Genomic DNA, 20,532 nt, shown 5'->3' with positions numbered 1-20,532 from the left:
TGAAATGCTGTCGCTACCAGTTCATCTTGTGCACTTTGATTATACTTAGATGGAATTCAACATGCCGACAAATATTGTTGCAGTATATGGGACGCTTCGTGAGGGGCTTGAAAATCATGAGCTACTGGCTGAGTGCAAACGCATTGGTCTTGGTTGGCTGACAGGGTTTCGCATGCACAATCTAGGCGACTTTCCAGGCATTACATCTACCCATGATGAAAGTGGTCGAATCCGAGTCGAATGGTACGATGTATCTGATGAAATACTGGCGGCCTTGGATCAACTAGAAGGCTATGATCCAGAAGCGCCAGAGAGTTCTTTATACATCAGAAAACGCGTTTTCTCACCTTATGGCCGAGGTTGGATCTATGTTTATAATAAATCCCTAGACCACGCACCCTATATGGAAGCGGGCGATTGGGAGCGGTACTCCCGCACCGCTACTTTTCACCAAGGCACACAATCGGCGTAGACAACACTTGAGCCATTTGACCACTTTGTAATTGGGTAATATTTGCCACACTTGCTTGGACTTGATCTTCATCCGTTAACAAGCCAAAACGCACCACAAAGTGTTTCGATTCACCCGCATCAATGGTTGGCACCAAGCCTAACTCGCGCTGATAAGAACGGTTATAAGCAAAGCTAGTGCCCGGCTCGATTCCCACCACATAACCTTGCTCCAGTGTGTCCGTATTTTTCCACACGGTAAGCACTGGCAAGGTATCGGTTTGATAACTCACTTCAATGCCACAGTTCGCGTTGGCGTTATGTAATAAGGCATAAGAAAAACCTTTCTCGTCACTGATAGGACGAATGTTAAACACCATTTCGTCAAAGTCTTTAGTTGGCGCAGGCATCTGATTCCAATCACTCAAACCGCCAGCGGCGTAGTCGTTAAAAGGCGATAATTCAGCTATGGGAACATGCAGTTGTGCGCCATTTTCCAAAATCGGCTGAGCAAAGTTATTGTGATAAATCGCTTGAAATTCGCGCGGGTAACTACCTTTATTGGTTAAGGTATCTTCAACCAATAAATAAGGCTCATCTGGCGTTAATGACAATACCGTTTGCAGTTCAAAATTAGTAAATTTGAAACGCTTTTCATCCACTCGACCACGTAAAGTCACCCGATAAGGCGGCACTTGCTCAACCTCTAAAATCACCTCGTCAGCAGGCGTGTTCTGAATGCGACCGTGCAAGGTCAAAAACTCATCGCCGTCTTGACCGGGATGCCCTGCCCACTGATAACCACAACGCACGATCATCTCGTTAAAACCATCTAACCAGCCCAAGCCACCAGACGCTTCTTGATTCACGAAACTAGGATGAACCACCTCTTTCACAGGAGAATCCCAGCCAAAGCGAATACCTTTACGGACCACATCAAGCACTGCCATGCCACGCGTCGGTACCACACGTACAATGGAATCGCCCACGGTCAAGGTGATCAGACGCGATCCTTCTTGCTTTCCCCCTACCAAACAGGTTTGCTGAACCTTGATAGGAATGTCTTTCGGCAATCCCATTAACTCAGCGTTAAGTGACAAATTACCCACATCAATGTGCTGTTGATGACTAAGAAGAACAAGTTGAAACATGAACTAGGCTCCAAGAAAAAATTTCCTCATGCTAACGCGAGCCAGATGACAAGGCTAGCTATGAGGATAAAATCTGCAGCTTAAAAATCCCCTGGCGCGCACTGTAGGCAAGTCAGCCCTAAGTTACGCCAGCCTTTTACCACCGCATCACGGTCATCCAATACCAACCAAGGTGTGAAACCATCTTCATGGATTTTCTCCAACAACGCTTTTTTAACATCCTCGTCTGGTACCGCATCGGCGTTATCAGGCCTTAGATAAATACCATCACAGGGAATTTGGTGTTTTTGAATCCATTCAAGTGAATGCTGTTTATGAGATTCAGGACGTCCGCTACAAATCAAAATGTGTTGCCCTTGCTGCTTGAGAATAGTCACCAAACGAAGCACATTTTCGATCACTGGCGCATGTTTCATATACTCAAAAAAAGGGTCCCAATGCTTTTCTGCACCAAGCACCCAATGGGCAACCTTGGTGTGATCAAACTCGGCAAGCGTGCCATCTAAATCAACAATTACGGCATTTGGTATCATATAAAGCTTCCTTTAAACGGGGTGATTTTCCAGCCGTTTTCGTCTTGGCTGGGTACAAAAGCAATGGGCGTCACATTGCCGATTCTTGGGCAATAAGGCGTGCCGTTGATGACATTATTGAGCACTCGATAAACGCCAGAATGCGCAATAATCAGAGGCCACGAATGCTCGCTTAGAATCTCATTCAATGCCGTAAGCACACGAGCCTCGAAGTCTTGCCAAGATTCACCATTAGGCGGCGTCACGTCATAAGGTAATTGTTGTTCTATTGGGCAACCTTCAAGGTCGCCCCAATTGCGCTCTTTAAGTTGCTCATAAGCCATAATGTTTTTTTGGTACCGCATGTAATGCGGTCTCTTGGGTGCGTTGTAACGTACTGGTTGCCACAAGACTCCAATCAATGGCGCTTAATATTGGCGCCGCGTCTTTGGCTTGTTGAATTCCGGTTTCGCTTAACGGACTGTCGGTAAAACCACCAATACGAAACGCGGCGTTAAACTCGCTCTGCGCATGGCGAGCAAAGACAAAAGGCTTAGGTATTAAGGTCATAATCTAACTCTATACACTCTAACTCAATATAAGAATCTACAGTAACGCTTGAGCTCAGAGCCTGTCGCCACTCGTTTAAATTTTTTATGGTGTGGAAAAGCGGAACACAAACGCGACAACCAAGATGATCCACCAGCCGTTTTAGATCTTGCTTACGCGGATGCACATTCCAGCGTTCAAAATGCGCTCTGTCTTCGCTCACGGCCTGACGAGCGTGTTCCGGCAAATGCCCAGTATAAACGGGCAAATATCGCTCTGGTTGTTGCAATAACACAGCGGAGTCGCCACTCAACCCATCGGGATCACCACATAAAACCACTTTGGCGTTAGGGTTGAACGGCTGGCTTTTCATGCTTTCCAAGACAGGACGAATCTCAGCGCATACACAGTCTTCAGGCCCAGCCAACACCGTTTCCGGTGCAATGCAATCTTCACCTAATGTCCAATCATAGAAGCCTTGGGAAGTTAGCCAGCAGGCCATTTCTAAGGCTCGTCCTGTTTGCGGAACGGGCATCAGTAAGGCGCGCTCGTCCTTCAGATAATGCAACAAGGCGTTTTTGCATTGCTCCAGTGAATTATCGTACAAGCCGTAAGACGCATCGAGCAAAGCCACATCCGCTTGTGGTGGCATGGTAAAAGGATACAAGCACGATTCGAGGCTGAAATCGCCGCTGTAAAATACACCATCGCCCACATCAAGATGCAACCACACGCCGCCGAAAGAATGACCAGCCGAACCGGTTGTCACCTTAATGCCAGACACATTTGTCGTACCACAAATCGGCAAGGAATGAAGGTTCAAATGCGATGGCAATTGCTGCTGAACGGATGAAGTGGCGTAGACCGGAACTTGGCAATCAATATCGATCAAACCGCCCATATGATCTTGATGATCATGGGAAATAAAAATCGCGTCTAAGTGATCTGGTTGCGTCCAGCCTTTGTCTTCGCCCACCTCTAACGCACCGCCCGCGTCGAGCAAAAAGCGAATCGGTTTTGACTGGTGGTCCGCCTCGTAGGTCACCAAAATCGCGGCAGCGGTTTTCCGTCCTACGCCACTTAGAATATCAATGCTAACCTTCATGACTCACTCTCAAGCGACCAAGCTTGCCCAAGACGAACCTGATGCTGACTTTCTCGCGTCATCGGTACATCGCTGTACGCGAGTAAGCGCTGACCATCCTTTAGTGTCAATTCAATATCGTAACGTTCGCCACGAAAAATACAGCTGTGCACACTAACAGCCAGTGCTGAATCGTCCGCACTGACGAAATGAATATCTTGTGGACGCACGAGCACAGAACTGGCCGCTTTGTCTGGCGAATGCTGACGAATCAACGCGTGCAAATTGGTACCACTCACGTATTGCGCAGGCGCAACAGCAGCCACTGACAACACAGAACCTCGACCAATAAAATTCGCTAGCCAAGTGTTTCTTGGTCTTGCATACAGTTCCTGAGGTGTTCCCCATTGCACTAACTGCCCTTTATTCAATACAGCAATTTTGTCGGCCAATGACATGGCTTCGGATTGGTCGTGGGTGACATACACCATGGTCGCGCAAGTGCGTTTGTGAAAGGCACGGAAGGTTTCTTCCATCGTCGCTCGCAAATGTCTATCTAAGTTGGCAAGCGGTTCGTCAAACAACACCACATCTGGCTCGGTGACCAAACTACGCGCCAACGCCACACGCTGGCGCTGACCACCACTGAGTTGCGCTGGCAAACGATCTGCGTATTCTTCCAACTGAACAATTTCCAGAGCGTCTTTAATTCGCTTGTTGCGTTCTGCCGTCGGTATTTTCTGTACTTTAAGCGGATAGCCGACGTTTTCTTTCACCGTCATGTGCGGCCAAAGTGCATAGGATTGAAACACCATGCCGAAGTTTCTTTCTTCGGTTGGTACGTGACGCGTCGAGACTCGAAAGACAGTCATCGCCATGACTGATTTGACCACCTGAAACCTTCTCAAATCCTGCCAGCATTCTTAAAATGGTCGATTTACCGCAACCGCTTGGCCCAAGTAAGGCGACAAACTCACCCGGTTCAATCGTTAAGTTCAAACCTTTTACAACTGGTGCGCCATGAAAAGATTTTTCAACACCATCCAATATTAACCGTGCCATGGAATCACTCCTTTGGGCAGACGAGGGGCAAACAGACTCAATAAACTCATTAGCCCTGCGACCAGCAAAACCACCAGCACAGCAATGGCCGAGGCCAACACACTGTCGCCACTTTCATCGAGATTAAAAATCAATACACCGAGGGTTTCATTGCCTGCGCTCCACAACAAAGCGGACACCGTCAGTTCATTAATGGAAATCAAAAACACGAATAAGCCGCCAGCAAAAAAGGCCGGTGCAGTGAGCGGTAAAATGATGTCTATCAGGCGCTGTATCGGCCTTGCACCGGCAAGCTGAGCGGCTTCTTCTAAAGCGGGGTCAAGCTGAGACATAGCGCTTAATACTGGCTTCAAACAGACACTCAAAAAACAAGACAGATACGCCAAGAAAATAATACCCAACGTGCCGTACAAGCTGACCTCAATAAAAGGCAAAGGCTTGGCGAACAACAGAATAAAAGCGATGGCCAATACAATGCCAGGGATGGCATAAGGCACTTCGATCAAGCTAGCAATCACCGCTCTGGTTCGCATTGGCAAACGCATCAACAAATAGCCTAATGGCAAAGACACCAGCATCAAGACTAAGGCACTAAAGAAAGCCAAAAACGCACTGTTCTCAAAAGCTCTAGCCGTAACGCCTTGCCGCCCAATCATTTCGTAAAACGCGGCAAAAGTAAGGGTATCCGCGTTCAATGGCATGCCGAGAGCAGGCACTAATGAACTGACAATCAAAGCAAATAGCGGTGCGACCAAGATAAAACACAATACCAAGGCCAAGAGAATTTCGAGGGGCAAACGCCATTGCTTAAGACGGAAAGACAGCGACTGCGCGGTGTGACCTAACAAGGCATAACAACTACGTTGCTGTAGCCATTGCTGCAACAACATGCCCGCCAACACCAACAATGCAATCATCATCGACAAGCCCGCCACTTGGCTCAGCATATCGTGTCCAAAGCCTGCCATTTGCTGATAAATCAAGGTGGGTAAAACGATGTAACCCGCTGGAATCCCTAACATCGCCGGAATACCAAAATTACCCAGAGAAGAAACAAAGGCTAACGCGGCGCCAGCGATAATCGCACTGCGACACAAAGGCAGGATGATATCGATCCAAATTCGCAATTGAGAAGCACGAGATAGTTGGGCGGCTTCTAATAAATCCTGCGGTAAGGAAATAAGTTGAGTACGCAGTGCCAAAAACACCAAGGGCGCACTTTGTATACCAAGCAGTAAAGCAATACCTTCCGCCGAATACATTGGCTGTGGGCTGCCCAACGCAGGCGCGATGCCTAGCGTGTTTAAAATTGGGACTCGCTGGGCCAAACAGTTGCAACCAACTCAATGCCGTCACTTGTGGCGGAATCATCATCGGCAACATAAAACAAAACACCCAAATGGCGCGACCACGAATATTCGTTAACGTCACCACAAAGCCAAAGCCGCAGCCTAAAATCACCGCGATGAGTGTCCCTAACCCTGAGGTGTAAAAACTATTGCGTAATGCCGTCCAAGTTCGTTCACTTCTGAGTACTTCTGCCATAGGAGAAGACGTAGAAAAAGTCGCATGACTTAAGGCTTCTACCAATAAACGCAGGCTTGGTAAAACACTTAACGTTGCGATCAATACGAAGAGTCCAATGGACAACCAGCGTAGCTGGCTATCCATGGAGACTCCATCCATGAAACGTCTTTTTAATAACGAAGGTGTCATCTTGCTTAACCTTCAAAGATCTTACTGAAGCGCTCTTTATTCGCTTCGCTATTTTCAAGCGTTTTTGCCGCATCAAATGGCATTAACTGAATATTCTCTCGCTTAGGAAAACCTTCAGGTACGCCAATATCACGTCGAGCTGGCAAATAACCCTGTTCTAGCACCAAAGCTTGGCCTTCTTTCGATAAGAGAAAGTCCACAAAGCGCTTCGCTGCTTCTTTGTTTTTGGCTTCTTTCATGATGGCGACAGGTTCCGTCACCATGGTGACGCCCGTTTTAGGAAAAATAAATTCTATCGGTGAACCTTTCTCTGCTTCACGGATGGCCAGAAAGTCGACAATCACACCATAAGGCTTAGTCCCTGATGCCACTGCTTTTAATACACCGCCATTGCCGCCTTGCGCCATCGCTTGGTTGGCATGTAATTGCTCAAAATAATTCCAGCCTAGTGATTTGTCATCGGTTAGTGTCGCAAGATGGATCAGTGCGGCACCAGAATACAAAGGGCTTGGCATCGACACTTGATTTTTGTATTCAGGCTTGACGAAATCGGCCCAATCCGTTGGATGTTGTGGCGCTTGTTTATGACGAACAATGCCTGTGGTGATCAGTTTCGTGCCGTAATAATAGCCCTCTTCACTGTACAAGCTCTTTTCGTACTGATCTCGCTCAGGACTCATATATGGAAGCAAATAACCCTCATTCACCATGGATTCCATAGTGACACTATCGGCAATAAGCAATACATCGGGTTTCACCACGCCAGAAGACAACTCTGCACGTAATTTAGTCATCAATTGGGTTGTGCCATCACGAACCCATTCTACCTTGATATTTGGATTAGCGGCTTCAAACGCATCCACCGTCATTTGCGCATCTTTGTTTGGCTGACTGGTATACAAGGTCAAAACATCTTGAGCTAGAGCAGATAAGGGAAAGATCAGTGACGCAGCACACAGTAATAATGTCTTCTTAACGGTCATGTGAAAACTCTCTGTTCGATAAGGGAGTTGCAACAATACCGACATATTTTGACATTATAGTGACGAAATACTTTCGTTTAGTAATGGTTTGCTTTCGTTTCGAGAGCTGAGGTTAAGAACCGTATCATATGAATAAACGCCACTATGACATTGTTCAATGGGTAAACAAACATGGACGACAAACCCTACAATCCACTGCAGATGAATTTGGCGTCTCGGTCCAAACTATCCGCTCAGACATTAGAATTTTAGCTGAAAAAGGTTTAGTGCTTCGCAGTCACGGAGAAGTGATCCCTTTTCCCCACCGAGAAAATATCAGCTTTGATCAACGGCGAATTCGTAATGCTCTAGGTAAAAAACATATCGCGAGTTTATGCATTAGCAAAATAGCGGACTACCAATCTATTTTTCTAGGCAGTGGTTCAAGCGTCGCCGAAGTCGCCAGCCAATTAAACGCCTTTCAAGGCTTGCAAGTCATGACCACCAATTTGCATGCTGCCCGCAACTTATGCGAACACCCAGACTGTGAGCTGACCATTTCAGGCGGACGAGTGCGAATGCGAGATCAAGATGTTATCGGGGGCGATGCCATGATGTTTTTCCAACGCTATCGAGCAGATATTGGGATATTTTCCGTCGCAACTGTCAATAAACACGGCAGTTTATTTGATTTCACTGATGATGAGGTTATGGCAAGACAAGCCCTTGTTGAACATTGTCATTATCGGGTTTTGGTTATCGATAGCACAAAGTTTGAAAAAGAATCACGCTGTTTATGGGGGAAAATGAGTGATTATGACTGTGTCATTACTGATCAAAAGCCATCGTCGTCTCTATTGAGCATGCTGCATTATCAGGGTGTAGAGATATTGTATTAAGCGAATCTCGTATTGAAATGAAGAGACACTAAAAATGGATTTAAGCGCATGAATGCAGAGCTACCAAGTACGATTGTTACAATTTGTGCAAAAAATGCGCTTGATCTCTTTGTTTATATAAGACTATTGTCTTATATACCCTTACCCAAGTTGCAAAAATTGAGGTTGTTATGACGTCACCGATGAGAATTCGACAACAAATAAATATTGGCTTAATCGCCATACTCTTACTCGCACTTGCTAGCATTTACCTTGTAATAGAAACGAAAGTAAAACCCGATCTCACCGCCGAACGACAAAGACAAATCTCAGTAAACCAAAAAGCACTGACCGAGTTACTCAGCGCCAAGCTAGAAAAAATCCAATTACTCACCAGCACCCTCGCTTTAGCCAGCACTGAACTCCCCAAAGACGACGCGCTATTCAAACAAGTCTTTCCCAACATCATTAATAACCACGATGACAAAAGTATCGCCGGAGGTGGTATCTGGCCAGAGCCTTCTGCGTTTACACCGGGAACGGAGCGACGTAGTTTCTTCTGGGGACGCGACGGCTCTAAGATGAGTTATTTGGACGATTATAATGATCCAGCTGGATCTGGCTATCACAATGAAGGTTGGTACACTGTTGGTAAAACCTCGCCTGTCAATCGCTGTGCTTGGTCGGAAGCCTACATTGATCCGGTCACTAATATTCCTATGGTGACGTGTACCATCCCAATGAAGGAAAACAACACGTTCACCGGTGTCACAACGGTCGATATGATGCTCGATGGCATTACCAAAGCACTTGAGCTTTATGGTGCCGAAAATCAGGGTTATGTCTTCGCCATTGACCAAACAGGGCAGGTACTTAGCTTTCCGAAAGATAAAGCCAACTTGGTGAAAAGCGACGGTAGCATGTTAACGGCAACGGAACTTGGCAATCAGCTCCCATGGTTAAAGCCAGCACTGGGAAAAATAAGCGAAACCGAAAAAGTCATCGCTCTTGATCACGACGCCATCTTGAATGGCGCAGCGTATGTCGACTTAATCAAGCATCCACAGACGGGCTGGACCATTGGTTTAGTCGTACCAAAAGAAAGAATGACGGAAATAGCGCAAAGCATGGGGTTATTTTTGATGATTGTCATCGGTGCATTGTTGATCATCGTAAGTATTATAGCCGCTTCTTTCTTCCGTAGCTTACTTGGTCAAATCACTCAAACGACAGCTCAAATTCAAGAGCTGGCCGACGGCGGCAGCACCCAAGAACTTACCGTGGGTAAATTGAATGAATTAGGAGATCTTCGCCAAGCGGTAAATGCGTATGGCGATAAATTGAAAAAATTACTCGAACAAATTCACACCGAGTCAGCCAATCTGGTCGCTGATGCGGGACGTCTCAGCAAATTCAGTAATGACTTCCTCAATAAAGCCAACAGTTTAAGCGATGAAAATACGACTTTAGCTGCGGCGACGGAAGAACTCGGTGCCACCTCTCACGATGTTGCCATGTACGCCAACGAAACCAAAGAAACCGTTGAGCGTATCCACAAAGACGTGCGCAATAGCGGCAAAGAAATGAACACAGTGATTGAGACAATGCGCTCCTTAACCAGCGCCATGACGCAAGCACAAACAAACATCCTGCAATTAGACGAAGACAGCCGCCGCGCGAACGGCATGTTAAGTGTGATTCGTGACATTGCAGAACAAACCAACTTATTGGCACTTAATGCCGCTATCGAAGCCGCACGAGCGGGTGAAACAGGCCGAGGCTTTGCTGTGGTCGCCGACGAAGTGCGTAATCTTGCGGCGAAAAGTGAGAGCTCTGCCGTGGAAATAGAGCAGGTTCTAGGACGCCTACAAGTGGCATCAAAAGAGTCTGTCAGCTCCATGGAATTGGGTCACAGCGAAACCGAACGAGCAGTGGCAACGGCAGAGTCTACCGCGGCTCATTTGCAGCAGGTCGTCGATGCGTTCTCGCAAATTACCGATCAAGCAACACAGATTTCTGTGGCAGCGGGCGAACAGCAAAAAGTGTCACAGGATCTCAGCATGTTCGTGTCACGTTTGCAGGAGCTGACTGGCAGTAATGCCAGTGACTCCAGCCAGCTTAGTCGTATGAGCCAAGAAATAGACGCCATCGCTAAACGATTAAACGCGTTAAAATAAACGTCTAAATGGCGTTAAAAACCATGATGATGTCACCATCATCATGGTTTTCTATTATAAAAAGCGCCAAAATTTGGCCATGAAACGATGGATGGGACGTCGATAAGGCGGCCGCAGTAAAGCGAGAATATTCTTGCCACGTTTGCTTAACACCGACTTGCCGTGGGAAAACGTTCGAAAACCTTCTTCGGCATGGTAAGCGCCCATTCCCGATGCACCAATACCACCAAACGGCAAGTCAGCCTGTGCCACTTGCACCAACGTGTGATTGATCACCAAACTGCCACTTACTATGCGAGCTTCACAAAGTCGTTGATCTTCTGTCTGCTGGGTAAATAAATACAGGGCCAAAGGTCGTGGCCGCTGATGAATGTAAGACAGTGCTTCTTCCATGTCGCTATACAATAAAATGGGTAACAAAGGCCCAAAGAGGCTCATCTTGCATGACACGCAGGTCATCGGTTGGTTGATGTATAACGTGCAAAGCTAATTTGCCATCACTTTGTGCTGGCCCTTGCGACATCAGGTTGTCGCATTCGATCCCAGCGGCCCTTGCTTCCTCTAAATAGCCTTGTAGGCGATCCAGTTGACGGGGGTTAATCAAACTCGTGTAATCAGGGCTCAGAACGCCCTCAGGGTAATAAGCTAAAAGCTCCTGCTTTATGTACTCGATTAAGGTCTGTTTTTGATCGGCATGGCACATGATGTAATCGGGCGCAACACAGGTTTGACCGGCGTTGAGCATTTTACCAAACACCAGTTTCTTCGCGGTATCGCGTAAATCCGCTGACGGTGCCACCAGCAGCGGAGACTTTCCCCCTAATTCAAGTGTCACAGGTGTTAAGTTTTCTGCGGCATTGCGCATCACAATATGCCCGACCGATGTGGAACCCGTAAATAATAAATGATCAAACGGTAACAAACTAAAGCGATTAGCAAGGTCTGCTTCGCCTTCCACCATCTCAATCCAGTTTTCACCCAACGCGCGATCCAATATTTCGCGCAGTACTTTATTGGTTTCTGGACAATATTCCGACACCTTAAGCATCACTCGATTACCCGCTGCCAACGCTCCGATTAAGGGACCAAGACAAAGTAAAACAGGATAATTCCAAGGTGAAATCACGCCAACAACCCCTTTGGGTTGATAGATAACCTTGGCTTTGGCGGGTAAGGTGCTAATGTGTAAACAACGTTTGGATGGCCGCATCCATGTTTTCAGGTGGCGCTTAGCGTGTTTTATTTCACCCAATACAGGTATCAGTTCTAATAGTCGAGATTCTTCATGAGGCTCGATGCCCAAAGTCTTTCTGAAGTGCGCTTAATAGTGATGCTTCCGAACGTAATAGTGCCGCCTCCAAATGCTTGAGACAATGTCGGCGCTCGTCAGCGGTCGGAAAAGACGCTCGTTGAGCGATGGCTTTTAGGCGTGTAAACGCCGCCAACATGTCGTCTTGATGATAAGACCGTTCAAGCGCCATTTTGCCTCCCATAATACCCATCAATATGCTGCCATGTTTACAAAACGTTTTTACTCTAAACTCGACCAAATTAGCTACACTATATAATGATAAAGGCACTTTCTAGTGGCAAACAAAAAAGCAAGGAGCAAATGATGGCGACGATTCTATGTTACGGCGATTCTCTCACTTGGGGCAGTGTGCCAAATGGCGGACGTTATCCTAAACATCTACGCTGGCCAACTATGCTCAATGAGGCTCTTGGGTAAACACCATCAAGTGATCAATTTTGGTTTACCTGGCCGCACAACTATTTGGAATGATCCTTTTTTAGAAGGCAGAAACGGCCTGTCGTATTTACAAGCCGCGCTGGAAACCTTCGGCCCCGTCGATATTTTAATCATCATGTTGGGGACGAATGATTTAAAGCGATATTTCAATGTCGGTGCCTATGAAGCCGCTAAAGGCGTAGAGAAACTGATCGAAAAGTCAAAAATGCCAAATAACCACGGATTCCCGCATCCAAGATGCGTGGTCATAGCGCCGCCAAATATCTTATCCCCAACGGGTGCGATGGCCGAGAACTTTGACGGAGCCATTGAAAAATCTCAACATTTTCATCACTACTACCAAGATGTCGCGGCTCATAACAAATGTCTTTTCTCAACGCTGCGGGGATTTTACAGCCCAGTACCATAGACGGTGTGCATTTGGACACACAAGCCAATACACAATTAGCTCAGGCAATCCAGGCTTTGATCAAAGATAAGATTTAATTAAGATATTGTTTTATAAAGTTTTTTATTTTTTATAAAGATATTATAGGCATCACAAAAGAAAATGAATAACCATCAACCGAACATAATACAAGACGTATATTGATTTTCCCCACCTTTGAGTATTGACAAGATGGGGAAGATCTTTTCGCACAATAGAAAAATATAAAAATCGTATAAAATACGCACGATTATTGGCAAAAATCCCCTTCCCAACGAAATATCCGGCCATAAAAATTTTCTTGCACAAAGTTATCCACAGCTTATTTTCAGCAAGATAACAATAAAGCGTCTACTGAAAACATGAGCAAAATAATGAAAACACGCTTCTGTATGCTTCATTTCACGGTTTTTTGTACCTCGTAATTCATTATCAAATCCGTATGATCAATGCATTAAATTTGTCTCTCAAATTCATATCTGGGCAACGCAATAAGGAGAAAAGCAATGAAAGTCAGCTTCATTGGACTTGGTACAATGGGTTACCCCATGGCAGGACACGTTAGTAAGGCCGGCCATTCTGTCGTAGTCTATAATCGTTCCACACAAAAAGCCCAAAACTGGTGCAAGGAGTACCAAGGCGCATTTTCCAGCACACCAGCACTTGCCGCACAAGATGCCGACATCGTCCTAACTTGCGTGGGTAATGATGACGATTTGCGCGCGGTGTATTTAGGCCCCGATGGTGCCTTTCAACACGCCAAAACAGGCACGTTGTTTATTGATCACACTACCGCTTCAGCCGAAGTAGCAAAAGAGCTTCATCAAGCTGCGCAAGAACGCGGTTTTGGTTTCATGGACGCGCCAGTTTCTGGAGGCCAAGCAGGCGCAGTCAACGGCGTATTAACCGTGATGATTGGCGGCACAATCAGCGACCTTGAAAGAGCACAGCCAGTACTCGATTGTTACGCAAAAGCCACCAGCTTAATGGGTCCAGTCGGTAATGGTCAGATCGCAAAAATGGTCAATCAGATCCTTATTGGTGGAGTGTTATCAGGTTTGTCTGAGGGCATTCGTTTTGCTCAGACGGCCGGTTTAGACATCCCAACACTGGTGGATACATTAAAACATGGCGCTGCAGGCTCTTGGCAATTAGAGAACCGCGGCGAAACCATGGCGAAAAACGAGTTTGATTTTGGTTTTGCGATTGAATGGATGCATAAGGATTTGGGGCTGTGCCTTGCGCAAGCCGAAAAAATGGGCATCAAGATTCCATTAACTCAGGCCGTTGATCAAGATTATCAGGCACTGATCGCCGAAGGTCGTGGTCGCCAAGACACCTCTGTTCTCGTGAAAGCACTCGATAAAAAAGCCTAATGTTAATGTGTTGACCGTTTAATGTTTCTATGATGGAGCATTAAACGGCCGTCCTAAAGACCAAAAAAGCCGCTAAAACCGCCATCTCATGCCTCTTTTTTAAACTTTTTATAAAAATTTATCCTTTTCCTTTCACATTCCTTACTCATGATTTTTCCTCTAACCCCTTTGTTTTCAAGGTGTACAGGCCTTTATTCAGATTCTGTATTCATTACACGTATAGGCCATATCGTTATTTCAATTGGTTATTTAAATTGGCTTGAGTAATCTTCAGGGACGCTGTTTTTAATGCGCCTGTTTATTCAGATGCATTGCTTATGGCTAAAGGGGGCTCAGGGACGAGGCAGAACAACCCCATTCGAACTAGGAGTTTGGATGGGGTTTGTTTTTAAAAACGGTAAAGATAGAAACGCTAAGGGCCGCTTTTACCCTCAAAAACATCACAAAAGTAACGAACACCTTGATTCGACTTCCCACGTGCTTAGCACGAAAATAATTATGTTAATGGAGAGTGACAATGAAAACAGGGCTAGCAAAACTAACGCTCGCACTTATGGCCGCTGGAGCAATCAGCACTTCCGCTCACGCTGCAACAACACTAGTTTATTGTTCAGAAGGTAGCCCTGAGGGCTTTAATCCATCGCTTTACTATTCTGGTACTACATTTGACGCATCTTCGAAAAACATGTTCAACCGTTTAGTAGAATTCAAATTGGGTACGACAGAAACAGAACCAGGCCTTGCAGAAAGCTATGATGTTTCCGCAGATGGCCTTGAGTACACTTTTCATTTGCGCAAAGGCGTGAAGTTCCACACTTCAAAAGACTTTACACCAACACGTGATTTCAATGCCGACGATGTATTGTTTACCTTTAACCGTCAACGTCTTGAAAGTAATCCATATCACAAAGTAGGCGGTGGTTCTTATGGCTATTTTGATGACATGGCTATGGGCACTTTAATTAAAGACATAGTCAAGGTCGACGACTACACGGTCAAATTTATCTTGAACCATCCAGAAGCTCCTTTTGTTGCCAATCTTGCCATGGACTTTGCGTCCATCTTCTCTAAAGAACAAGCCGACGCTTACATGAAAGCGGGCACACCTGAAAAATTGGACATTGATCCCGTTGCAACGGGTCCTTTCCAAAAAGTTCAGTACCAAAAAGACTCTTTGATCCGCTACACAGCGTTTGAAGATTACTGGAAAGGCAAAGCAAAAATTGACCGTCTTGTTTTCTCTATCACACCAGACGCTTCTGTGCGTTACGCAAAACTAAAAGCGGGCGAATGTGATGTTATGCCCTATCCCAACCCTGCTGATCTTAAGCAAATGGAGGCGGATCCAAACATCAATTTAATGAACCAAGAAGGCTTGAACGTCGGTTATCTTGCTTTCAATATAGAAAAAAAACCACTTGGTGATGTGAAAGTACGCCAAGCTTTGAATTATGCAACCAACAAACAAGCCATTATTGACTCTGTATTCCAAGGTGCGGGGAAAGCAGCTAAAAACCCAATTCCACCGACCATGTGGTCTTACAATAAGAACATTGTTGATTACCCATACGATCCTGCAAAAGCTAAGCAGCTTCTAAAAGAAGCGGGCCTTTCAGAAGGATTTGAAACCACACTATGGGCTATGCCTGTTTCTCGTCCATACAACCCAAATGCTCGTCGTATGGCTGAAATTATTCAAGAAGATTGGGCGAATGTGGGTGTTAAAGCTAAGATTGTCACCTTTGAATGGGGTGAATATCTAAAACGTGCTAAGGCAGGAGAAGCCGGTACACTTCTTATTGGTTGGACTGGTGATAATGGTGACCCAGATAACTTCTTATACACCTTATTAAGCTGTGATGCTGTTGGCGGAGGTAACTATTCGCAGTGGTGTAACAAAGAATTTGATGACCTATTGATCAAGGCAAAACGTTCGTCTGATATAGCTCAACGTACTAAGTACTACGAAGAAGCGCAAGAATTATTCCATAAAGAAGTGCCTTGGATGCCAATTGCCAACTCGGTGGTCTATGTTCCTGTTCGTAAAGATGTGAAAGGATTCAAAATCGACCCTCTTGGTGGTTTTTACTTTTACAACGTCAGCAAATAGTTATCGTTTAGTTACATAGTCTTCGGACCAAACAAAATATCTACTCGCTGGGACGCGAGTAGATATTTTGCTGACCGAGCAGATTGCTCGATCACATAACACCCCAAGAGAGCCAGTCCTTTATGTTCCAATTTATTTTTCGTCGCTTAAGCCTTGTTATTCCGACTTTTCTCGGGATCACCCTACTGACTTTTACTCTGATCCATTTGATACCTGGCGACCCCATTGAAGTCATGGCTGGTGAGCGCGGTGTGAGCGCAGAGCGCCACGCTGAATTAAGCGCACAATTAGGTCTTGATCAGCCGTTATATTTGCAATATTTCCGATACATTGGAGGAATTTTACAAGGAGATTTAGGCAATTCATTAGTCACTAGAGAGCCAGTGATGAAAGAATTCCTAACCCTATTTCCTGCGACCATAGAATTAGCATTCTGTGCCGCTATTTTTGCGATTCTGATTGGTTTACCTGCCGGTATTTTTGCGGCGGTGAAACGCGGAACCGTGATTGACCATTCGGTAATGACCTTTTCACTCACGGGTTATTCCATGCCTATTTTTTGGTGGGCGCTGTTATTGATGTTGGTATTTTCCGTCAATCTAGGCTGGACACCCGTGTCGGGGCGGATCGATGTCGTTTACTGGATTGAGGATGTGACGGGGTTTATGCTGGTTGACTCCCTTTTATCCGGCGAAGACGGCGCATTTGCTTCCGCTGTGTCCCATCTCATTTTACCCAGTATTGTACTTGGTACGATTCCCATGGCGGTGATCGCCCGCATGACACGCTCTTCTATGCTAGAAGTATTAAGCGAAGATTATATTCGTACCGCTCGTGCAAAAGGCATTGCCCCTTGGCGAGTGATCGTGATTCACGCTTTGCGTAACGCTTTGATCCCAGTCATCACAGTAATCGGTTTACAGGTGGGTATTTTGTTATCGGGTGCGATTCTGACTGAAACCGTCTTTGCTTGGCTGGGCATTGGTAAATGGCTAATCGAGTCCATCGGACGCCGTGATTACCCCGTTGTACAAGGCGGCATTTTAATTGTTGCCTGTATCATCATTGTCGTGAATCTCTTGGTAGATATCACTTACGGCATTGTTAACCCACGAATTCGACACAGCCGATAAGGAGGCGTTTATGACAGTATCTACAAAAACGTCCACGACGAATACGCCATTGACGGCTCCCGCACCAATGACGCCTATGCAAGAGTTTTGGCATTATTTCAGCAGCAACAAAGGCGCAGTAGCAGGCCTAGTTGTTATCTTAATTATTTGTTTTATGGCGGTATTTGCTAATTTTGTTGCACCACACTCACCATCGGATCAATACCGTGACGCGCTGTTATTGCCGCCCGCTTGGCTAGAAGGCGGCAATTGGTCTTACGTATTAGGTACCGACGACGTGGGTCGAGATATTTTATCTCGCCTGATCTATGGCTCACGTCTCTCAATTGCGGTGGGCATTGTCGCTGTGACGGCGTCTTTAGTCATGGGGATTTTACTGGGTCTTATTGCAGGCTACTTTAAAGGCCTAATCGACACCGCCATCATGCGTATCGTCGACATCATGTTGGCGATGCCAAGCTTGTTGTTGGCGATCGCGATCGTGGCGATTTTGGGGCCAAGTATTGTGAATGCGGCGTTGGCCATTTCCATTGTTTCGCTGCCACATTACGTACGTTTAACGCGTGCCGCCACTATGGCCGAAATGTCCCGTGATTATGTCACCTCTTCTAAAGTGATTGGGGCCGGGCCGTTACGTCTGATGTTTATCTGCATCTTGCCAAACTGTCTAGCACCGTTAATTGTGCAAGCCACCTTAGGCTTCTCCAGCGCCATTCTTGATATGGCGGCCCTTGGCTTTCTTGGCCTTGGCGCACAACCCCCCACCCCAGAATGGGGTTCTATGTTGGCCGATGCCTTGCAGTTCGTGCAACGTGCGTGGTGGGTAGTCACTTTCCCCGGTTTGATGATTTTGATCACAGTACTGGCGTTTAACCTCATGGGCGATGGCTTACGTGATGCCCTTGATCCCAAGTTGAAACAGTAAGAGAGGTTGTTATGTCACTGTTACAGTTGGAAAATTTAAGCGTTACCTTCGGCAATTTTCGCGCCGTGGATAACATCAGTTACAAGGTCGAAGAAGGGGAAGTTCTCGGCATCGTTGGGGAATCTGGCTCAGGCAAGAGTGTCAGTTCATTGTCCATTATGGGCTTGATCGATTTTCCCGGCAAAGTCAGCGCAGATCAACTGACGTTTGATAATCAAGATTTGCTAGCCATGCCAGAAAAACAACGTCGCAAGCTAACTGGCTCCGACATTGCAATGATCTTCCAAGATCCGATGACCAGCCTTAACCCCTGTTTTACAGTGGGTTATCAGATCATTGAGGCGCTCAAAACGCACCAAGGCGGCAGCAAGAAAGAGTTAAAAGCACGCGCTATTGAACTTTTAAAGCAAGTCGGCATTCCAGCGCCAGAGTCCCGTTTGGACAACTACCCTCATCAGCTGTCTGGTGGTATGAGCCAGCGTGTGATGATTGCTATGTCGATTGCCTGTGATCCACGCTTATTAATCGCTGACGAGCCAACCACTGCGTTAGACGTGACGATTCAAGCGCAGATCATTGATCTATTGATCGAGCTGCAACGCAAGAAGCAAATGGGCTTGGTGCTAATTACGCACGATTTGGCTTTGGTCGCTGAAGTCGCCCATCGTGTCATCGTCATGTACGCGGGTCAAATCGTTGAATCTGGCCCAGCGTCGGAAGTCTTTAGCACACCAAGACATCCATACACACAGGCATTACTGGCCTCTTTGCCAGAATCCGCTGCCGGTAAAGCACGCCTTGAAGCGTTACCTGGTGTGGTTCCGGTCAATATGATCGACCTTTGGGCTGTTTACTCAGCCCGCGCTGTCCTTATGCGACAGATCATTGCCGTAAGGTTGAACCTGCGAACCAAGGTGATCTTGATCGCCAAGTAAAATGCCATACGCCATTGGATCGCGAAGGGAGACCAGCCGCATGAACCAATCTAACCCTTCATTAGACAAGCAATTAATTTTAAAGGCCGAAAACCTCAAGCAGCATTACCATGTCAAACAAGGTTTGTTCAAACCTGACGCCGTTGTAAAAGCCGTTGATGGTATTAGCTTCAATCTTGAAAAAGGCAAAACCCTTGCAGTCGTCGGCGAATCCGGTTGTGGAAAATCTACCCTTGGCCGCATGCTGACCATGATTGAAACACCGACAGGCGGTAGCCTGGCTCATCTAGGTGAAGACTTACTGACCTTGAGTGCCGACGCTCAGGCGAAGTTGCGTCAAAAGATTCAGATCATCTTCCAAAACCCTTATGGCTCCTTGAATCCTCGTAAGAAAATAGGTGCGATTTTGGAAGAACCTTTGGTGATCAATACCAAGCTTTCCAAAGCAGAACGCAAAGAAAAAGCCCTCGCGATCATGGCGAAAGTTGGCTTAAAAGCGGAGCATTATGAACGTTATCCGCACATGTTTTCCGGTGGTCAGCGCCAGCGTATTGCGATCGCTCGTGGTTTGATGCTTGACCCAAATGTCATAGTGGCCGACGAACCCGTGTCTGCCTTGGACGTGTCTGTTCAGGCACAAGTATTGAACTTGATGATGGATTTGCAAAAAGAGTTTGGCTTGAGCTATGTGTTCATCTCTCACGATTTATCTGTGGTGGAACACATCGCTGATGACGTGATGGTGATGTATTTAGGCAAAGTGGTAGAACAAGGGACTCGCGAGCAACTATTCGAGAACCCGAAACACCCTTACACCTTGGCTTTGCTGTCTAGTACGCCGCAGCTTTCGCCAGATAAACGCCGTGTTCGCATTAAGCTACAAGGCGAATTACCGTCACCGTTGAATCCGCCTTCTGGCTGTGCTTTCCACGGACGTTGCAGTTACGCCAACGACCGCTGTAAAACCGAAACGCCATTGTTGAGATTAGACGATCAGGCAGAGCAAGAAAAAGGCCACATGATTGCCTGTCACGCGGTGGAAGAAAATCGCATCGAAACCGTCGCGGTGGGTGCGGCCTAAACGATTCAGACTGAAACAACACTCACCTCCCAGTGAGTTTTCGAACGCCCGAAAGGGCGTTTTTTTATCAAATAATAAAGAACAGTAGTCAAGAATACGGTCTTGCTATTAGTATATGAAAGTCTAAGTTGATGCTGTTTTTTGAAACGCATCCATCGCGTCTATCAAGATGCGTTTTCTTTCGAATAAGGATTTATTCGAATATAGAGTAGGGAAAACTCGATCATGAATTACCTAGAAAAGTGTCTTCGCAC

20 protein-coding genes and 2 pseudogenes are annotated in these 20,532 nt (G+C 46.3%); 10 read left to right on the top strand and 12 right to left on the bottom strand.

What is annotated here, in order from left to right:
* Positions 1-61: 61 nt before the first annotated feature.
* Positions 62-472: a gamma-glutamylcyclotransferase family protein gene (locus tag ONZ52_RS16230; protein WP_265219751.1), complete on the top strand. Its 411-nt coding sequence runs from the start codon at positions 62-64 to the stop codon at positions 470-472.
* Here the strand turns inward: ONZ52_RS16230 and ONZ52_RS16225 are convergent.
* The 9 genes and pseudogenes from ONZ52_RS16225 to ONZ52_RS16190 form a co-directional block, all read right to left on the bottom strand.
* Positions 441-1,601 carry an aldose 1-epimerase family protein gene (locus ONZ52_RS16225; RefSeq protein ID WP_265219750.1) on the bottom strand — a complete coding sequence of 387 codons (1,161 nt, stop codon included), beginning with the start codon at positions 1,599-1,601 and terminating at the stop codon, positions 441-443. The two genes, ONZ52_RS16230 and ONZ52_RS16225, sit on opposite strands and share 32 nt — an antisense overlap.
* Before the next feature lie 80 nt (positions 1,602-1,681).
* The gene (locus tag ONZ52_RS16220; protein ID WP_265219749.1) at positions 1,682-2,134 is read right to left on the bottom strand and encodes a phosphatase domain-containing protein; all 453 of its coding nucleotides are present in this window, start codon (positions 2,132-2,134) and stop codon (positions 1,682-1,684) included.
* Entirely contained in the window at positions 2,131-2,478 is a 348-nt protein-coding gene (locus ONZ52_RS16215; protein ID WP_265219748.1) for a histidine phosphatase family protein, read from the bottom strand. The genes ONZ52_RS16220 and ONZ52_RS16215 overlap by 4 nt, the downstream gene beginning before the upstream one ends.
* Positions 2,447-2,683, bottom strand: coding sequence for a histidine phosphatase family protein (locus tag ONZ52_RS16210; RefSeq protein ID WP_265219747.1), 237 nt, complete (start codon positions 2,681-2,683; stop codon positions 2,447-2,449). Before ONZ52_RS16210 ends, ONZ52_RS16215 begins: the two co-directional genes overlap by 32 nt.
* Entirely contained in the window at positions 2,667-3,767 is a 1,101-nt protein-coding gene (locus ONZ52_RS16205) for an MBL fold metallo-hydrolase (protein ID WP_265219746.1), read from the bottom strand. Before ONZ52_RS16205 ends, ONZ52_RS16210 begins: the two co-directional genes overlap by 17 nt.
* Positions 3,764-4,204 (bottom strand): TOBE domain-containing protein, encoded by a 441-nt coding sequence (locus tag ONZ52_RS24845; protein ID WP_321160375.1) that lies wholly within the window; start codon positions 4,202-4,204, stop codon positions 3,764-3,766. The genes ONZ52_RS16205 and ONZ52_RS24845 overlap by 4 nt, the downstream gene beginning before the upstream one ends.
* Positions 4,205-4,369: 165 nt before the next feature.
* Positions 4,370-4,808: pseudogene (locus tag ONZ52_RS24840) on the bottom strand (ABC transporter ATP-binding protein); the annotation flags it as partial.
* Positions 4,796-6,479 (bottom strand): annotated as a pseudogene (locus ONZ52_RS16195) (ABC transporter permease). The pseudogenes ONZ52_RS16195 and ONZ52_RS24840, both read right to left, overlap by 13 nt.
* Positions 6,480-6,529: 50 nt before the next feature.
* The gene (locus tag ONZ52_RS16190) at positions 6,530-7,507 is read right to left on the bottom strand and encodes an ABC transporter substrate-binding protein (protein ID WP_265219745.1); all 978 of its coding nucleotides are present in this window, start codon (positions 7,505-7,507) and stop codon (positions 6,530-6,532) included.
* 128 nt (positions 7,508-7,635) lie between these two features.
* Here ONZ52_RS16190 and ONZ52_RS16185 point away from each other — a divergent pair, with 128 nt between their 5' ends.
* Both ONZ52_RS16185 and ONZ52_RS16180 read left to right on the top strand, forming a co-directional pair.
* Positions 7,636-8,385, top strand: coding sequence for a DeoR/GlpR family DNA-binding transcription regulator (locus tag ONZ52_RS16185; RefSeq protein ID WP_265219744.1), 750 nt, complete (start codon positions 7,636-7,638; stop codon positions 8,383-8,385).
* A gap of 170 nt (positions 8,386-8,555) precedes the next feature.
* Entirely contained in the window at positions 8,556-10,541 is a 1,986-nt protein-coding gene (locus ONZ52_RS16180) for a methyl-accepting chemotaxis protein (protein WP_265219743.1), read from the top strand.
* Between the two features lie 54 nt (positions 10,542-10,595).
* On the opposite strand, the gene ONZ52_RS16175 is transcribed toward ONZ52_RS16180, so the two are convergent.
* The 3 genes from ONZ52_RS16175 to ONZ52_RS16165 are packed head-to-tail and all read right to left on the bottom strand — an operon-like array spanning position 10,596 to position 12,022.
* On the bottom strand, positions 10,596-10,961 hold the full coding sequence (locus ONZ52_RS16175; RefSeq protein ID WP_265219742.1) for an aldehyde dehydrogenase family protein: 366 nt from the start codon (positions 10,959-10,961) through the stop codon (positions 10,596-10,598).
* Positions 10,939-11,844 carry an aldehyde dehydrogenase family protein gene (locus ONZ52_RS16170; protein WP_265219741.1) on the bottom strand — a complete coding sequence of 302 codons (906 nt, stop codon included), beginning with the start codon at positions 11,842-11,844 and terminating at the stop codon, positions 10,939-10,941. The genes ONZ52_RS16175 and ONZ52_RS16170 overlap by 23 nt, the downstream gene beginning before the upstream one ends.
* On the bottom strand, positions 11,825-12,022 hold the full coding sequence (locus tag ONZ52_RS16165; RefSeq protein ID WP_265219740.1) for a hypothetical protein: 198 nt from the start codon (positions 12,020-12,022) through the stop codon (positions 11,825-11,827). The genes ONZ52_RS16170 and ONZ52_RS16165 overlap by 20 nt, the downstream gene beginning before the upstream one ends.
* A 240-nt stretch (positions 12,023-12,262) precedes the next feature.
* On the opposite strand from ONZ52_RS16165, the gene ONZ52_RS16160 reads away from it, so the two are divergent.
* The 7 genes from ONZ52_RS16160 to ONZ52_RS16130 all read left to right on the top strand — a co-directional run bounded on the left by ONZ52_RS16160 (position 12,263) and on the right by ONZ52_RS16130 (position 20,278).
* Positions 12,263-12,700: a GDSL-type esterase/lipase family protein gene (locus ONZ52_RS16160; RefSeq protein WP_265219739.1), complete on the top strand. Its 438-nt coding sequence runs from the start codon at positions 12,263-12,265 to the stop codon at positions 12,698-12,700.
* A 524-nt stretch (positions 12,701-13,224) separates the two neighbouring features.
* Positions 13,225-14,094: an NAD(P)-dependent oxidoreductase gene (locus ONZ52_RS16155; RefSeq protein WP_265219738.1), complete on the top strand. Its 870-nt coding sequence runs from the start codon at positions 13,225-13,227 to the stop codon at positions 14,092-14,094.
* A 517-nt stretch (positions 14,095-14,611) separates the two neighbouring features.
* On the top strand, positions 14,612-16,204 hold the full coding sequence (locus ONZ52_RS16150; protein WP_265219737.1) for an ABC transporter substrate-binding protein: 1,593 nt from the start codon (positions 14,612-14,614) through the stop codon (positions 16,202-16,204).
* Between the two features lie 122 nt (positions 16,205-16,326).
* The gene (locus ONZ52_RS16145) at positions 16,327-17,337 is read left to right on the top strand and encodes an ABC transporter permease subunit (RefSeq protein WP_265219736.1); all 1,011 of its coding nucleotides are present in this window, start codon (positions 16,327-16,329) and stop codon (positions 17,335-17,337) included.
* Between the two features lie 10 nt (positions 17,338-17,347).
* A complete protein-coding gene (dppC, locus tag ONZ52_RS16140; RefSeq protein WP_265219735.1) occupies positions 17,348-18,262 on the top strand; it encodes a dipeptide ABC transporter permease DppC in 915 nt (304 codons plus the stop codon).
* Between the two features lie 11 nt (positions 18,263-18,273).
* Positions 18,274-19,197: an oligopeptide/dipeptide ABC transporter ATP-binding protein gene (locus ONZ52_RS16135; RefSeq protein ID WP_265219734.1), complete on the top strand. Its 924-nt coding sequence runs from the start codon at positions 18,274-18,276 to the stop codon at positions 19,195-19,197.
* A gap of 40 nt (positions 19,198-19,237) precedes the next feature.
* Complete coding sequence (locus ONZ52_RS16130) at positions 19,238-20,278, top strand: peptide ABC transporter ATP-binding protein (RefSeq protein ID WP_265219733.1); 1,041 nt, start codon at positions 19,238-19,240, stop codon at positions 20,276-20,278.
* Positions 20,279-20,532 lie beyond the last annotated feature (254 nt).

Origin of the sequence: Marinomonas rhodophyticola, from assembly GCF_026113935.1 — a bacterium.
GTDB lineage: Bacteria > Pseudomonadota > Gammaproteobacteria > Pseudomonadales > Marinomonadaceae > Marinomonas > Marinomonas rhodophyticola.
The sequence above is the reverse complement of the archived record's forward strand: the minus strand, read 5'-3'. Positions and strand labels throughout refer to the sequence as shown.

What these genes read in the sequence shown, in the direction of transcription:
- ONZ52_RS16230 (WP_265219751.1), top strand. Translation starts at nt 62, where the DNA reads ATGCCGACAAATATTGTTGCAGTATATGGGACGCTTCGTGAGGGGCTT.
- ONZ52_RS16225 (WP_265219750.1), bottom strand. Translation starts at nt 1,601, where the DNA reads ATGTTTCAACTTGTTCTTCTTAGTCATCAACAGCACATTGATGTGGGT.
- ONZ52_RS16220 (WP_265219749.1), bottom strand. Translation starts at nt 2,134, where the DNA reads ATGATACCAAATGCCGTAATTGTTGATTTAGATGGCACGCTTGCCGAG.
- ONZ52_RS16215 (WP_265219748.1), bottom strand. Translation starts at nt 2,478, where the DNA reads ATGCGGTACCAAAAAAACATTATGGCTTATGAGCAACTTAAAGAGCGC.
- ONZ52_RS16210 (WP_265219747.1), bottom strand. Translation starts at nt 2,683, where the DNA reads ATGACCTTAATACCTAAGCCTTTTGTCTTTGCTCGCCATGCGCAGAGC.
- ONZ52_RS16205 (WP_265219746.1), bottom strand. Translation starts at nt 3,767, where the DNA reads ATGAAGGTTAGCATTGATATTCTAAGTGGCGTAGGACGGAAAACCGCT.
- ONZ52_RS24845 (WP_321160375.1), bottom strand. Translation starts at nt 4,204, where the DNA reads ATGTCATTGGCCGACAAAATTGCTGTATTGAATAAAGGGCAGTTAGTG.
- ONZ52_RS16190 (WP_265219745.1), bottom strand. Translation starts at nt 7,507, where the DNA reads ATGACCGTTAAGAAGACATTATTACTGTGTGCTGCGTCACTGATCTTT.
- ONZ52_RS16185 (WP_265219744.1), top strand. Translation starts at nt 7,636, where the DNA reads ATGAATAAACGCCACTATGACATTGTTCAATGGGTAAACAAACATGGA.
- ONZ52_RS16180 (WP_265219743.1), top strand. Translation starts at nt 8,556, where the DNA reads ATGACGTCACCGATGAGAATTCGACAACAAATAAATATTGGCTTAATC.
- ONZ52_RS16165 (WP_265219740.1), bottom strand. Translation starts at nt 12,022, where the DNA reads ATGGCGCTTGAACGGTCTTATCATCAAGACGACATGTTGGCGGCGTTT.
- ONZ52_RS16155 (WP_265219738.1), top strand. Translation starts at nt 13,225, where the DNA reads ATGAAAGTCAGCTTCATTGGACTTGGTACAATGGGTTACCCCATGGCA.
- ONZ52_RS16150 (WP_265219737.1), top strand. Translation starts at nt 14,612, where the DNA reads ATGAAAACAGGGCTAGCAAAACTAACGCTCGCACTTATGGCCGCTGGA.
- ONZ52_RS16145 (WP_265219736.1), top strand. Translation starts at nt 16,327, where the DNA reads ATGTTCCAATTTATTTTTCGTCGCTTAAGCCTTGTTATTCCGACTTTT.
- dppC (WP_265219735.1), top strand. Translation starts at nt 17,348, where the DNA reads ATGACAGTATCTACAAAAACGTCCACGACGAATACGCCATTGACGGCT.
- ONZ52_RS16135 (WP_265219734.1), top strand. Translation starts at nt 18,274, where the DNA reads ATGTCACTGTTACAGTTGGAAAATTTAAGCGTTACCTTCGGCAATTTT.
- ONZ52_RS16130 (WP_265219733.1), top strand. Translation starts at nt 19,238, where the DNA reads ATGAACCAATCTAACCCTTCATTAGACAAGCAATTAATTTTAAAGGCC.